We start from the raw sequence: 13210 nt of genomic DNA, 5'->3' as shown, positions 1-13210 counted from the left end.
CAGGCCCTCGCACTGGGATTGCCGTCCCGGCGGGGGCCGAAGTTTTTTTCGGTTGTGTGCGCTGAGCGTAGAGGTGCCGGGGGAGCGAAAATCCAGCTCAGCCGGTGATGTTCACCCGCCCGAGTGAGCGCGCGGCCCCGGGCGGGAAAGGGTGGGGCTTGGTGGGGTGCTTTCTCCCCACGTTCTTGTCCTGGAAGGCGCCGACGGCACCGGAGTCCGTGAACGCGGGTTCCGGCAACCGGCATGCCGTCACCCCGTGTGCGTCTATGGTCACTTGGGGTGTTCATCCGAGGGAGAGGTGCGGCATGACGGCGGTCGAGGCGGGGGCGGGTCGGCTCAAGAGCGAGGCGGACGAGCCGGGTTGGGAGGTCGACCCGGACGACGAGTGGGGCGTGGCGGTCATCACCACCGTCGGCAGGCAGCTGAAGCTGCGGCGTGAGGCGGCGGGGATGCGGGCCGCCGAGTTCGGCCGGGTGGTCGGCTACGGCGAGGACATGGTCTACAAGATCGAGGGCGGCAAGCGGATCCCCCGCCAGGAGTTCCTGGACAAGGCGGACGAGGTTCTGGGCGCGGGCGGACTCCTCGCGGCGGCCTGGGAGGACGTGAAAAAGGTCCGGTATCCGCAGAAGGTTCGTGCGCTGGGGAAGCTGGAAGCGCGAGCGGTCGAGATCGCGGTGTACCAGTCCAACAGCATCAATGGCTTGCTGCAGACGCCGGAACACGCGCGAGCTGTCATCGGCGCGGCACAGCCGCCCTACTCTCCGGACGACGTGGAGCGCATGGTGGCCGCACGCATCGCACGGCGAGCCGTTTTCGAGCGCGATCCGGCCCCGGCACTCAGCTTCGTCCTGGAAGAGGGGGTGGTGCGTCGGCCCATCGGAGGCACAATGGTGTGGCGTCGGCAGCTCGAACGCCTGCTGGAGGTGGGGCGGTTGCACAACGTCGTGCTCCAGGTGATGCCGATGAACTGTGAGACCCACTCCGGGACCGACGGCACGATCGAGCTGCTGAAATTCGCGGACGGGACGGCTGTCGGCCGCGCCGATGGCGAGCTCAGCGGACGGCCGACGTCGGACCCCAAACACCTGCGCATCCTTGAACTGCAGTATGGGACGATCCGAGCCCAGGCGCTCTCGCCGCGGGAGTCGCTGACCCTAATCGAGCAACTGCTGGGAGAAAGATGATCCGCGAGATCACTGCCGGGGCCTGCGAGCCGGCGTGGTTCAAGAGCAGCTACAGCAGTGGCAACAACGGTGAGTCGTGCGTCGAACTCGCCCTCACCCCCGGCACCGTCCACGTCCGTGACTCCAAGGACGCCGAAGGCCCCCGCATCAGCTTCACCCCGGGCACGTGGGCGGCGTTCGTGCCGTACGCCTCCCGGGGCTGACGCCCGGCGCACCGGGCCCGCGCCGCTCATGGCCGTCTCACCGCCCCGCCGGGGAGCGGTACCTTCGACCTCACGCCGATCAGGGCCGATGAGGAGAGTCAACGTGAGCAGCAAGTTCGTGCGCCCCGCCGCCGAGGGTGCCGACCCCTTCGGCACGGCCCGGCTGCGGCGCGGTGTCCTCGACGCCTGGGCCACCAGTCCGGCCCGGTTCCGTGAGGACGCCAACGCCGAGGAGGACCTGGTCCTGGGCGGCTACCGGGACCGGCTCGTCGTCGAACTCGCCCAGAACGCCGCCGACGCCGCGGCCCGCGCCGGGGCCGCCGGGCGGCTGCGGCTGACGCTGCGCGACGGAGTGCTCGTCGCCGCCAACACCGGCGCCCCGCTGGACGCGACGGGCGTGGAGTCGCTGTCCACGCTGCGGGCGTCCGCCAAACGCGACACTCCCTCCGTCGGGCGGTTCGGCGTCGGCTTCGCCGCCGTGCTGTCCGTCACCGACGAGCCCGCCGTCGTCGGCCGGCACGGCGGGGTGCGCTGGTCCCTCGCCGAGGCCAGGGACCTGGCCGCGGACACGGCCCGGCACAGCCCCGGTCTCGGCGACGAGGTCCGCCGGCGCGACGGCCACGTCCCGCTGCTGCGGCTGCCGTTCGCCGCCGAGGGCACCGCGCCCGACCCGTACGACACGGCCGTCATCCTGCCCTTGCGCGACGCGGCCGCCGCCGATCTCGCCGAGCGGCTGCTGCGGGCCGTCGACGACGCGCTGCTGCTCGCCCTGCCCGGGCTGGAGGAGGTCGTCGTCGAGATCGGCGACGAGGCTGCGCGCACCCTCACCCGCCGCACCGACGGCCCCTTCACCGTCGTCGACGACTCCCGCGACGGCGTCACCCATTGGCGCATCGCCGCCGCCCACGGCCCCCTCGACCCGGGCCTGCTCGCCGACCGGCCCGTCGAGGAACGGCTGCGGCCGCACTGGTCGGTCACCTGGGCCGTGCCCGTCGACGGGGACGGCGGCCCCGCCCGGCCGCGCACCAGCGCCGTGGTGCACGCCCCCACGCCCAGCGACGAGCCGCTCGGCGTCCCCGCCCTGCTCATCGCGTCCTTCCCGCTGGACTCCACGCGCCGCCACGCCGCCCCCGGCCCGCTGACCGACTTCCTGGTCGAGCGTGCCGCCGACGCCTACGCCGAACTCCTCGCCGCCTGGCGCCCGGTGTCCACCGGCGTCATCGACCTGGTGCCCGGCCCGCTCGGCAAGGGCGAACTGGACGGCGCCCTGCGCCACGCCGTCCTCCAGCGGCTTCCGCGCACCGCGTTCCTCCCGCCCGCGCTCCCTCCCCGGGAGGGCGACGACCTGCCCGAGTCCCTGCGGCCGCGGGACGCCGAGGTCGTCGAGGGCGCGGGCGCGGACGCCGTGCGGGTCCTCGCCGAGGTGCTGCCCACGCTGCTGCCCGCCGGGCTGGAACGCCGCGCCGAGCTGCGCACCCTCGGCGTCGCCCGGGTCCCGCTCACCGACGCGATCGACCGGCTGGCCGGGCTGGAGAAGGAGCCGGGCTGGTGGCGGCGGCTCTACGACAGCCTCGCCGGGGTCGACCCGGACCGGCTGTCGGGACTGCCCGTGCCGCTGGCCGGGGGTGACCCCGAGGCGTCCGGCAGAGGGGCGGGGCGGACGACGATCGGGCCGCGGCAGGTGCTGCTGCCCGGGCCGGAGACCGCCCGGATCGACCCGGAGGTCCTGGCCCGGCTGGGGCTGAAGGTCGCCCACCCGGACGCCGTGCACCCGATCCTGGAGAAGCTGGGCGCCCTGCCCGCCACCCCGCGGGCCGTCCTCACCACCCCGCAGGTGAGGGCCGCCGTCGCCGCCTCCCTGGACGACGAGGGCGGGGTCAACTGGGAGGACGACGTCCTCGACGCCGAGGAGCTGGCCGACACCGTGCTCGGTCTCGTCCGGGACGCCGGCCTGGAGCCCGGCGAGGAGCCCTGGCTCGGCGCGCTCGCCCTGCCCGACGAGGACGGCGAACCGGCCCCGGCGTGCGAACTGGTCTACCCGGGCGGGCCGTTCGCCCAGGTCATGCGGGAGGGCGAACTGGCCTTCGCGGACGCGGAGCTGGCATCCCGGTGGGGGGAGCAGCCGCTGGCCGCGTGCGGGGTGCTGGTGGACTTCGCGCTGGTCCGCGCCACCGACGTCGTCCTCGACCCGGACGAACTGGAGCCGCGCGAGGGTGACTTCGCGGAGCCGGACGACCCGGGGCTGCTGGACGCCGTCGACGTGTGGTGCGAGGACGTGCTCGACCGGTTCCCCGACAGCCCGGTGCCGCCGGTGGCGACCGAGATCGTCGCGGTGCGGGACCTGGACCTGGTCGACGAGGACAAGTGGCCGCAGGCGCTGGCGCTGCTGTCCCGGCCGCCGCTGCGGGACGCCCTGGTGCAGCCCGTGCGGATCCTGCTGCACGACGGGACGCACGAGGCCGTCCGGCCGTACACCGCCTGGTGGCTGCGCGGGAACCCCGTGCTGGACGGCCGCCGCCCGGCGGGTCTGCGCTCCGCCGGAGGGGACCGGCTGCTGCGTGGCCTGTACGACGAGGCCGACGCCACCGGCTTCGACGACGAGCAGGTGCTGCGGGCGCTGGGGGTGCGGACGTCAGTCGCCGCGCTGCTGGACGAGCCCGGCGGCGCCGCCGAACTGCTCGACCGGCTGGCCGACCCGGAGCGGGAGGTGACGGCCGCGCAACTGCACGCGCTGTACGGGGCGCTGGCCGAACTGGACCCGGACCAGGTGACGCTGCCGGACGATCTGCGCGCGGTCGTCGACGGCCGGGTGGAGGTCGTGGACGCGGCCGACGCGGTGGTCTGCGACTCGCCCGACCTGCTGCCGTTCACCAGGGGCGTGCCCCTGCTGCCCGTGCGCCCGGCCCGGGCCGCGGAGCTGGCGGAGCTGTTCCAGGTGCGGCGGCTCAGCGAGTCCGTCACCGGCCAGGTCACCTCCGAGGGTGCCGGGCACGAGGTGCCGGAGCCGGTGCGGACGCTGCTCGGGGCGCGGACCCCCGCCTCCTACGTCGAGCACGACGAACTCGTCGTGGACGGCGTGGAGATCGACTGGCGGCTGACCGACGACGGGGTGCTGCACGCGGCCACCCTGGAGGGCGTCGCCGCGGGACTCGCCTGGGCGGCGGGCCAGTGGCCCCGCCGCTTCGAGGTGGCAGCCCTCCTGGAGGACCCGTCCCGCACCGAGGAACTGGCTCGTGACCGGTGGTTCGACTGAGCCACTCACGCTCGGTCTGACTCACGCGGGGAAGCGGCGGTCCACCCATCTCCACAGGAGCTCCAGGGCGGCCGCCGCCACCGCCGCGACGGCGACGGCGGTCCACGGCATCGTCATCCCCACCAGCTTCAGCGCGAAGAAGTGCTGCAGCCACGGCACGACCAGCACCAGCAGGAACGCCCCGCCCATCGCGGCGACCAGCGCGATCCGCCACCAGGTGTAGGGGCGGGCGATGATCGCCAGCACCCACATCGACACGAGGAACAGCGTCAGCGTCGCCGCGCTGGTCTCCGCGTCCAGCGCGCCCGGCCCCGCGTAGTGCCCCCGGGCGAGGAGGTACGTGGCGAAGGTGGCCACCGCCGCGACCACCCCGCCGGGGATCGCGTACCGCATGACCCGCCGGACGAAGTTCGGCCGCGCGCGCTCCTTGTTGGGCGCGAGCGCCAGGAAGAACGCCGGGACGCCGATCGTCAGCGTCGACAGCAGCGTCAGATGACGGGGCAGGAACGGGTACTCCACCTGCGAGCACACCACCAGGACCGCCAGCAGCACCGAGTACACCGTCTTGACGAGGAACAGCGTCGCCACCCGCGTGATGTTGCCGATCACCCGGCGGCCCTCGGCGACCACCGACGGCAGGGTCGCGAAGCTGTTGTTCAGCAGCACGATCTGCGCGACCGCCCGGGTCGCCTCCGAGCCGGAGCCCATCGCCACGCCGATGTCGGCGTCCTTGAGGGCGAGCACGTCGTTGACGCCGTCGCCCGTCATCGCGACGGTGTGCCCGCGCGACTGGAGCGCCCCGACCATGTTCCGCTTCTGCTGCGGGGTGACCCGGCCGAACACCGTGCCGTCGTCGACCGCGTCCGCCATGCCGTCCTGGTCGGCGGGCAGCCGCCGCGCGTCCACGGTGGTCCCGGACAGCCCCAGCTTGGCGGCGACCGCGCCGACCGAGACCGCGTTGTCGCCCGAGATGACCTTGGCCCGCACGTCCTGGTCGGCGAAGTAGCGCAGGGTGTCGGCCGCGTCCGGCCGCAGCCGCTGCTCCAGCACGACCAGGGCGGTGGGCTCGGCGTCCTCGGTCACGCCGGGGTCGCCGAGGTCCCGGGCGACCCGGACGAGCAGCAGCACCCGCAGGCCCTGCTCGTTGAGCCGGCCGGTCTCCGCGAGCGCCGGGTCGTCGTCCGCCAGCAGCACGTCCGGCGCGCCCAGCAGCCACCGCGAGGTCCGCCCGCCGCCCTCGTCGAAGGCGGCACCGCTGTACTTGCGGGCCGAGGAGAACGGCAGCGCCTCGGTGCAGGGCCAGTCCGCCACCGCCGGGTACGCGTCGATGATCGCCTTCAGGGAGGCGTTGGGCCGCGGGTCGGACGCGCCGAGGGCACCGAGCACCTTCCGGACGTACGTCTCGTCCGCGCCCCGCAGCGGGCGCATCCCGGTGACGTCCATGCCGCCCTCGGTGAGGGTGCCGGTCTTGTCCAGGCAGACGGTGTCGACCCGGGCCAGGCCCTCGATCGCGGGCAGCTCCTGGACCAGGCACTGCTTGCGGCCCAGCCGGATCACGCCGATGGCGAAGGCGACCGAGGTGAGCAGGACCAGACCCTCGGGGACCATCGGGACGATGCCGCCGACCGTGCGGGCGACGGAGTCGTCGAAGGCGTTCTCCTTCACCACCAGCTGGCTGACGATCAGGCCGATCGCGGTCGGGACCATCATCCAGGTGACGTACTTCAGGATCGTGGAGATGCCCGACCGCAGCTCGGACTGGACGAGCGTGAACCGGGAGGCCTCCTCCGCGAGCTGCGCCGCGTACGCCTCCCGGCCGACCTTCGTGGCCTGGAACGCCCCGCCGCCCGCGACCACGAAACTGCCGGACATCACCGGGTCGCCGGGCTGCTTGACGACCGGGTCGGCCTCGCCGGTGAGCAGCGACTCGTCGATCTCCAGCCCGTCGGCCTCGGCGCACACCCCGTCCACGACGACCTTGTCGCCCGGGCCGATCTCGATCAGGTCGTCCAGGACGATCTCGGAGGTGTGGACCTGCGCGGCGGTCCCGTCCCGGCGCACGGTCGGCCGCGCCTCACCGATCACCGCGAGCGAGTCCAGGGTCTTCTTCGCCCGCCACTCCTGCACGATGCCGATGCCGGTGTTGGCGAGGATCACGAACCCGAACAGGCTGTCCTGGATCGGTGCGACGACCAGCATGATCAGCCACAGCACGCCGATGATCGCGTTGAAGCGGGTGAAGACGTTCGCCCGGACGATGTCGGCGACCGACCGGCTGCTGCGCACCGGCACGTCGTTGACCTGCCCGCGCCGCACACGTTCGGCGACCTGGGCGCCGGTCAGCCCCGTCTCGCGTGAGGTGATCGTCCCCGGCTGTGCGGAGTCGGTCCGGGCACCCGCGTCGAGATGCGTCATGCCTTCGACGGTACGTGCGGTTTTGCCGCTTCACCCGCCGAATGCGGCGAAGATCCGACCTGGGAAGGACCGGCTTCGTGCCGTGGTCGTACGGCAGTTGTACGCCGTCCGACCGCGGTGCCGCCGCCCGGCCTCAGCCGGACCGGCGGGCGGTGAGCAGCAGGTACTCCCATTGCAGCGCCGTCCCGTACTGCCCCGCCGCCAGGCCGCCGTCGCGGGCCAGGGCGACCAGGTCCCGGTCGAGGGCGGCGGCGCGGTCGGGCTCGCCGGCGAGGTTCTTGTAGACGGTGATGGTGGGGCCGTAGCGCTCCTTGAAGTAGTCGCGGAACGCCTCCGGTGTGGTGAAGCGGTCGACCCGGACCGTCCGGCGCTCGGCGCGCACGTCCGTGACCCGGTCGCCGAGGAGGCCGCGCACATGCTCCTCGTCGCCCCACAGCGGGGGCGGCTGCGCGCCCGGCGGGGGCGGCGGCGCGTAGGGCTTCATCGCGGCGAACATCCGCCCGATGAACCCCTGGGGCGTCCAGCTCAGCAGGCCGATGGTGCCGCCGGGGCGGCAGACCCGCACGAGTTCACCGGCGGACCGCTCGTGGTGCGGGGCGAACATCACGCCGACGCAGGACAGCACGGTGTCGAACTCCGCGTCGCCGAACGGCAGGGCCTCGGCGTCGGCCTCCTGCCAGGTGAGCCGCGCGCCCTGCCGCTCGGCCACCCGCCGCCCGGCCCCGAACAGCTCGGGGGTCAGGTCGGAGGCGACCACGTCCGCGCCGGCCAGGGCCGCGGGGATCGCGGCGTTGCCGGACCCGGCCCCGACGTCCAGCACCCGCTGCCCGGGGCCCACCCCGCACGCCTCGACCAGGATCGCCCCGAGCTCGGGAATGATCTCGGCGGCCAGGGACGGGTAGTCGCCCTGGGCCCACATCGCGCGGTGCTTGGCCTTCAGCGCACGGTCGACGTCGGCCGTGCTGTTCTGCGTCGTCATGGCTGCGCTCCTCACCGGTCGGGCGGCGGTGTCGCACCGACGGTCTCGGGCACGCCCGGCCGCCTCCTCCGAGCGTAGGGACGAGCCGGGGGAGTGTCTCCCCGAGGAGCGGGACGGGAAGGTCCCTATCCGGCCGGGGGCGCGGGGGCTTCCCCACCGGACGCCGAGCGCTTGATGGCGGCGTCCCGCCTGCGGACGTACCAGATGCCGATGAGGCCGAGCCCGCCACCGGCCAGGCAGGTCCACACCCACCAGGTGTGGCCGTGGTCGTCGAACCAGCGGTAGAAGGGCAGCTGCGCCAGGAAGAGGACGAACCACAGAATCGTGCCGCCGGTGATGGTGGCGACCACGGGGCCCTCCAGGGGCTCCGGCGCCTCGTGTCGGGGGGTCCACTTCGCCATGGGGGACAGCTTACGAGGCGATCAGGTCTACGCGCGGAGATGGCCGAGCCGGGCCTCATATGTTCATACTGAAACGGTTTGCGTTTGACCACTTCTCTTCGTAGGAACCACCAAATACATGTCCTCCTCGGCTCCCGCCAAGGTCCCCGCCCCTGATCAGCCGGGAGCCGGGCCCACGTACGGCGCACTCGACCGCTTCTTCCGGATCTCCGAGCGGGGCAGCACCCTGCCCCGCGAGATCCGCGGCGGTCTCGCCACCTTCTTCGCGATGGCCTACATCATCGTGCTGAACCCGATCATCCTCGGCAGCGCGAAGGACATGTACGGCCACCAGCTGGACAACGGGCAGCTGGTCACCGCCACGGCCCTGACCGCGGCGTTCACCACGCTGCTCATGGGTGTCGTCGGCAACGTCCCGATCGCGCTCGCCGCCGGTCTCGGCGTGAACTCGGTCGTCGCCCTCCAGCTCGCCCCGCGCATGTCCTGGCCGGACGCGATGGGCATGGTCGTCCTGGCCGGCTTCGTCGTGATGCTGCTGGTCGCCACGGGCCTGCGCGAGCGCGTGATGAACGCCGTCCCCTTCGGGCTGCGCAAGGCGATCTCCATCGGTATCGGCCTGTTCATCCTGCTGATCGGCCTGGTGGACGCGGGCTTCGTCTCCCGGATCCCCGACGCCGCCCAGACCACCGTCCCGCTGCAGCTGGGCGCCACCGGGCACCTCGACGGCTGGCCCGTCCTGGTCTTCGTGCTGGGCGTCCTGCTGACCCTGGCGCTGATCGTGCGCAAGGTCTCGGGCGCGATCCTGATCTCGATCGTCGCCATGACGGTCGTCGCGGTGGTCATCAACGCGGTGGCGAAGGTGCCGAGCTGGGGCCTGACCACGCCCAAGTGGCCCGGCAACCCCGTCGCCAGCCCCGACTTCGGGCTGATCGGCCAGGTCAGCCTGTTCGGCGGCTTCGACAAGGTCGGTGTGCTGACCGGTGTGCTGTTCGTCTTCACCGTGCTGCTGTCGTGCTTCTTCGACGCGATGGGCACCATCATGGGCGTCTCCGACGAGGCGAAGCTGACCGACGGCGAGGGGCAGATGCCCGGCATCAACAAGGTGCTGTTCGTCGACGGTCTCGCGGTCGCCGCGGGCGGTGCCAGCTCCTCGTCGGCGACGACCGCCTTCGTCGAGTCCACGGCCGGGGTCGGCGAGGGCGCCCGGACGGGCCTGGCCAACGTCGTCACCGGCGCTCTCTTCGCCGTCGCGCTGTTCCTGACGCCGATCGCCACGATGGTCCCGTCCCAGGCGGCGACCCCCGCCCTGGTCGCGGTGGGCTTCCTGATCCTGGCCGGGTCGGTGAAGGAGATCGACTGGGCGGACTACACGATCGCCGCGCCGGCCTTCGTGACGATGCTGATGATGCCGTTCACCTACTCGATCACCAACGGCATCGGCATGGGCTTCATCACCTTCGTGGTGCTGCGGCTCGCGGTGGGCCGGGGCCGCGAGGTGCCGCCGGCCATGTACGCGGTGGCGGCGGTCTTCGCCTTCTACTACCTGATGCCGGCGCTGGGTCTGACCTGATCGCCGTCCTCGGAGCCGGGTGAACCGTAGAACCGCTCCGTCTCCTCGACCGCGGCCTGGAACCGCTGGTCGAAGTCATCCCGAATGAGCGTCCGGACGACATAGTCCTGGACGCTCATTCCTCTTTTCGCGGCATGGTGCCGGAGCCGTTCGAGCAGGTCGTGGTCTATTCGCAGGCTGAGCACACTGGTCCCCATGACCATGAGGGTCGCGGCACCGTTCGGGGCGGTGTGTCCGGTTCCGCCACCGCGTCACTCGAACGAGTGATCTCGCAGGGCAGTGGCGGGGGTCACGGCCGGAGAGGTGTGTTACCGGTGGTCCTTAGCGAGAGTAATGAGTTAGACTAACGAACATGCCGGACCTCAGCCATGGCGACGACGTAGCCGCCGTGAACTCCCTCCGCTCCGCCGTGATGCGGCTGTCCCGTCGTCTCAAGCACCAGCGGGTCGACGAGTCGCTCAGCCCCACCGAGATGTCGGTGCTGGGCACCCTGTCCCTGTGCGGCCGGGCGACGCCGGGCGAGCTCGCCCGCAAGGAGCACGTCCAGCCGCCGTCGATGACCCGCATCGTGGCGCTGCTGGAGGCCAAGGGCCTGGTCCGGCTGGAGCCGCACCCCGAGGACCGGCGCCAGAAGGTCGTCACCCGCACCGAGCAGGCCGAGGCGATGCTCGCGGAGAGCCGCGCCAAGCGCAACGCGTTCCTGGCCTCGCTCGCGGAGAACCTCGACGAGGACGAGTGGGCGAAACTGCGCGCCGCCGCCCCCGTGCTGGAGAAGCTCGCGCACCTGTAAGCCGTATGCGCCAAGGAGGCGAACCCTTTGAGTTCGGGACCCGGAACAGCTTCCGCCCCCGCACCTGAACCCCACGACTCCCCGCCCGCACCGAAAGCCCCCGTCTCCCGGCCCGCCCGCACGTCCTCGATGTTCTCCTCCCTCCGGGTGCGCAACTACCGCCTGTTCTTCCTGGGGCAGGTCGTCTCCAACATCGGCACCTGGATGCAGCGCATCGCCCAGGACTGGCTGGTGCTCAGCCTCACCGGCTCCTCCGCCGCGGTCGGCATCACGACCGCGCTGCAGTTCCTGCCGATGCTGCTCTTCGGCCTGTACGGCGGCGTCCTCGTCGACCGGCTGCGCAAGCGGCCCACGCTGCTCGTCACCCAGACGGCGATGGGCCTCACGGCGATCGCCCTGGCCGTCCTCACCCTCACCGGCCACGTCCAGGTGTGGCACGTGTACGTCGCCGCCTTCGCGGTCGGCCTCGCCACGGTCGTGGACAACCCCGCCCGGCAGTCCTTCGTCTCCGAGCTGGTCGGCCCCGGCCAGCTGCAGAACGCCGTCAGCCTGAACTCGGCGAACTTCCAGTCCGCCCGCCTGGTCGGCCCCGCCGTGGCGGGCCTGCTCATCACCGGCGTCGGCACCGGGTACGCCTTCCTGTTCAACGGCCTGTCCTTCGTGGCGCCCCTGGCCGGGCTGCTGCTGATGCGCGCCCGCGACCTGCACGTCGCCGAGCGCGCCCCGCGCGGCAAGGGGCAGCTGCGGGAAGGCGTCCGCTACGTCACCGGCCGCCCCGAGCTGATCTGGCCGATCGTCCTGGTCGGCTTCGTCGGCACGTTCGCCTTCAACTTCCCCGTCTACCTCTCCGCCTTCGCGGACGACGTCTTCCACGCGGGTGCGGGCGCCTACAGCATGTTCAACACGCTGATGGCCGTCGGCTCGGTCGCCGGCGCGCTGCTCGCGGCACGGCGGGGCACCGCCCGGCTGCGGCTGCTGATCGTGGCCGCCATGGCCTTCGGCGCGCTGGAGGTGCTCGCGGCGACGACCCCGGCGCTGTGGATGTTCGCCCTGCTCATGGTCCCGCTGGGGCTGTTCGGCATGACCGTCAACGTCACGACGAACACCGCGATCCAGATGTCCACCGACCCGGCCATGCGCGGCCGCGTCATGGCCCTCTACATGATGATCTTCCTCGGCGGTTCCCCGGTCGGCGCCCCGATCGTCGGCTGGATCACCGACACCTACGGCGCGCGGGTCGGCCTGGCCGCCGGAGGCGCGGTGGCGGCCCTCGCCGCGGCCGTCATCGGCCTGATCCTGGCCCGGGTCGGCAACCTGCGCCTGTCGGTGGGCTGGCACGGCGGCCACCCCCGCGTGCGGTTCGTCCCCCGGGAACAGGAGCAGCTGGCCCCGGCGGCGTAGGGAGGGTCGGTCCCGGGGGACCTCGTCGCGTCAAGGACGGTCATCGCGGCGCTCCCCCTCGGCCGTACCCGTGGTCGGACCGGCCGCGCGGTACGACGATACGCACGGTGACCGGGACCGGCCCGGGCCCGCGGGCCCGGGTGCCATCGTGGACCCATGAGACTCTTCGCGGCCGTGCTGCCCCCCGACGACGTGGTGCGTGAACTGGGCTCCGCGGTCGACGGATTGCGGCGCCTTCCCGGTGCCGACCGGATGCGCTGGACCGGCCGCCCCGGCTGGCACTTCACCCTCGCCTTCTACGGCGAGGTCGACGACGCGCTCGTACCGGAGCTGTCGGCCCGGCTGGAGCGGGCCGCGCACCGGACCGCTCCCTTCCCGCTGGCCGTGCGGGGCGGGGGCCAGTTCGGGCACGGCAGGGCCCTGTGGGCCGGGGCCGGGGAGGACGTGGCCGCGCTGCGGCTGCTGGCCGAGCGGGCCGAGGCGGCGGCGCGGAAGGCGGGAGTGCCGATGGGGGAGCACCGGCGCTACCGGGCCCACCTGACCGTGGCGCGCAGCCGGGAGGCGCGGGACGTGCGGCCCTACGTGGACGCCCTGGCGGCGTTCGGCGGCCGGACCTGGACCGTGGAGGAGCTGGCGCTGGTGCGCAGCCGGCTGCCGGTGTCCGGGGTGCCGGGCGAGCAGCCCCGTTACGAGGCGGTCGGGCGCTGGGCGCTCGGCGGCGCCCGTTAGGCTCGGTGGCGTGGACCCGAAGACCCGCAACCGGATCATGGCCGGTGTGCTCGTGCTGATGTTCCTCGTCGTCGCCCTGGCCTCCGTGCTCGGGAGGTAGGCCGCGGGGGACCGCGGACGCCTGCCCTCCGGTGGTGGGCCGGTGGGTGGCGTGGCGTGCGGTCCCCGCTTCGTCCTGCCGGGCGGGTGCACCGGGCGGGTGTCTCGGGGGGCGGGCCCGGATCCGTGGCGAGATTCCGTCCGGTCGGCGAGGTGTGCTCGGGGGGTGGGCCGCTGGGGACCGCG

Annotated in this window: 11 protein-coding genes; 7 read left to right on the top strand and 4 right to left on the bottom strand. The window is 72.9% G+C overall.

The genetic code is table 11. The features are described 5' to 3' along the window. Positions 1 to 305: 305 nt before the first annotated feature. The 3 genes from ACZ4M5_RS30370 (at position 306) to ACZ4M5_RS30360 (ending at position 4640) form a co-directional block, all read left to right on the top strand. Positions 306 to 1184: a helix-turn-helix domain-containing protein gene (locus ACZ4M5_RS30370; protein WP_467741539.1), complete on the top strand. Its 879-nt coding sequence runs from the start codon at positions 306 to 308 to the stop codon at positions 1182 to 1184. Continuing rightward, a complete protein-coding gene (locus tag ACZ4M5_RS30365) occupies positions 1181 to 1387 on the top strand; it encodes a DUF397 domain-containing protein (protein WP_467741537.1) in 207 nt (68 codons plus the stop codon). The genes ACZ4M5_RS30370 and ACZ4M5_RS30365 overlap by 4 nt, the downstream gene beginning before the upstream one ends. An 88-nt stretch (positions 1388 to 1475) precedes the next feature. Further along, positions 1476 to 4640 (top strand): sacsin N-terminal ATP-binding-like domain-containing protein, encoded by a 3165-nt coding sequence (locus ACZ4M5_RS30360; RefSeq protein WP_467741535.1) that lies wholly within the window; start codon positions 1476 to 1478, stop codon positions 4638 to 4640. A 21-nt stretch (positions 4641 to 4661) separates the two neighbouring features. On the opposite strand, the gene ACZ4M5_RS30355 is transcribed toward ACZ4M5_RS30360, so the two are convergent. From ACZ4M5_RS30355 to ACZ4M5_RS30345, 3 genes are all read right to left on the bottom strand, one after another. Further along, positions 4662 to 7055 (bottom strand): HAD-IC family P-type ATPase, encoded by a 2394-nt coding sequence (locus ACZ4M5_RS30355; RefSeq protein ID WP_467741533.1) that lies wholly within the window; start codon positions 7053 to 7055, stop codon positions 4662 to 4664. A 133-nt stretch (positions 7056 to 7188) separates the two neighbouring features. After that, positions 7189 to 8034, bottom strand: a complete 846-nt coding sequence (locus ACZ4M5_RS30350) for a class I SAM-dependent methyltransferase (protein WP_467741531.1) — start codon at positions 8032 to 8034, stop codon at positions 7189 to 7191. A 125-nt stretch (positions 8035 to 8159) separates the two neighbouring features. After that, a complete protein-coding gene (locus tag ACZ4M5_RS30345) occupies positions 8160 to 8435 on the bottom strand; it encodes a DUF2530 domain-containing protein (protein WP_467741529.1) in 276 nt (91 codons plus the stop codon). Between the two features lie 118 nt (positions 8436 to 8553). On the opposite strand from ACZ4M5_RS30345, the gene ACZ4M5_RS30340 reads away from it, so the two are divergent. Further along, on the top strand, positions 8554 to 10005 hold the full coding sequence (locus ACZ4M5_RS30340; protein ID WP_467741527.1) for an NCS2 family permease: 1452 nt from the start codon (positions 8554 to 8556) through the stop codon (positions 10003 to 10005). Here ACZ4M5_RS30340 and ACZ4M5_RS30335 read toward each other — a convergent pair. Continuing rightward, positions 9975 to 10208, bottom strand: coding sequence for a ribbon-helix-helix protein, CopG family (locus ACZ4M5_RS30335; RefSeq protein ID WP_467741525.1), 234 nt, complete (start codon positions 10206 to 10208; stop codon positions 9975 to 9977). The two genes, ACZ4M5_RS30340 and ACZ4M5_RS30335, sit on opposite strands and share 31 nt — an antisense overlap. A gap of 149 nt (positions 10209 to 10357) precedes the next feature. Here ACZ4M5_RS30335 and ACZ4M5_RS30330 point away from each other — a divergent pair, with 149 nt between their 5' ends. The 3 genes from ACZ4M5_RS30330 to thpR all read left to right on the top strand — a co-directional run bounded on the left by ACZ4M5_RS30330 (position 10358) and on the right by thpR (position 12925). Continuing rightward, entirely contained in the window at positions 10358 to 10795 is a 438-nt protein-coding gene (locus ACZ4M5_RS30330; protein WP_398110945.1) for a MarR family winged helix-turn-helix transcriptional regulator, read from the top strand. Positions 10796 to 10822: 27 nt separating this feature from the next. Beyond that, the gene (locus ACZ4M5_RS30325; RefSeq protein ID WP_467741522.1) at positions 10823 to 12196 is read left to right on the top strand and encodes an MFS transporter; all 1374 of its coding nucleotides are present in this window, start codon (positions 10823 to 10825) and stop codon (positions 12194 to 12196) included. 156 nt (positions 12197 to 12352) lie between these two features. Further along, positions 12353 to 12925 carry an RNA 2',3'-cyclic phosphodiesterase gene (thpR, locus tag ACZ4M5_RS30320; protein WP_467741520.1) on the top strand — a complete coding sequence of 191 codons (573 nt, stop codon included), beginning with the start codon at positions 12353 to 12355 and terminating at the stop codon, positions 12923 to 12925. Positions 12926 to 13210: the final 285 nt, after the last annotated feature.

This window comes from Streptomyces sp. NPDC026246 (genome assembly GCF_055567995.1).
The sequence above is the reverse complement of the archived record's forward strand: the minus strand, read 5'-3'. Positions and strand labels throughout refer to the sequence as shown.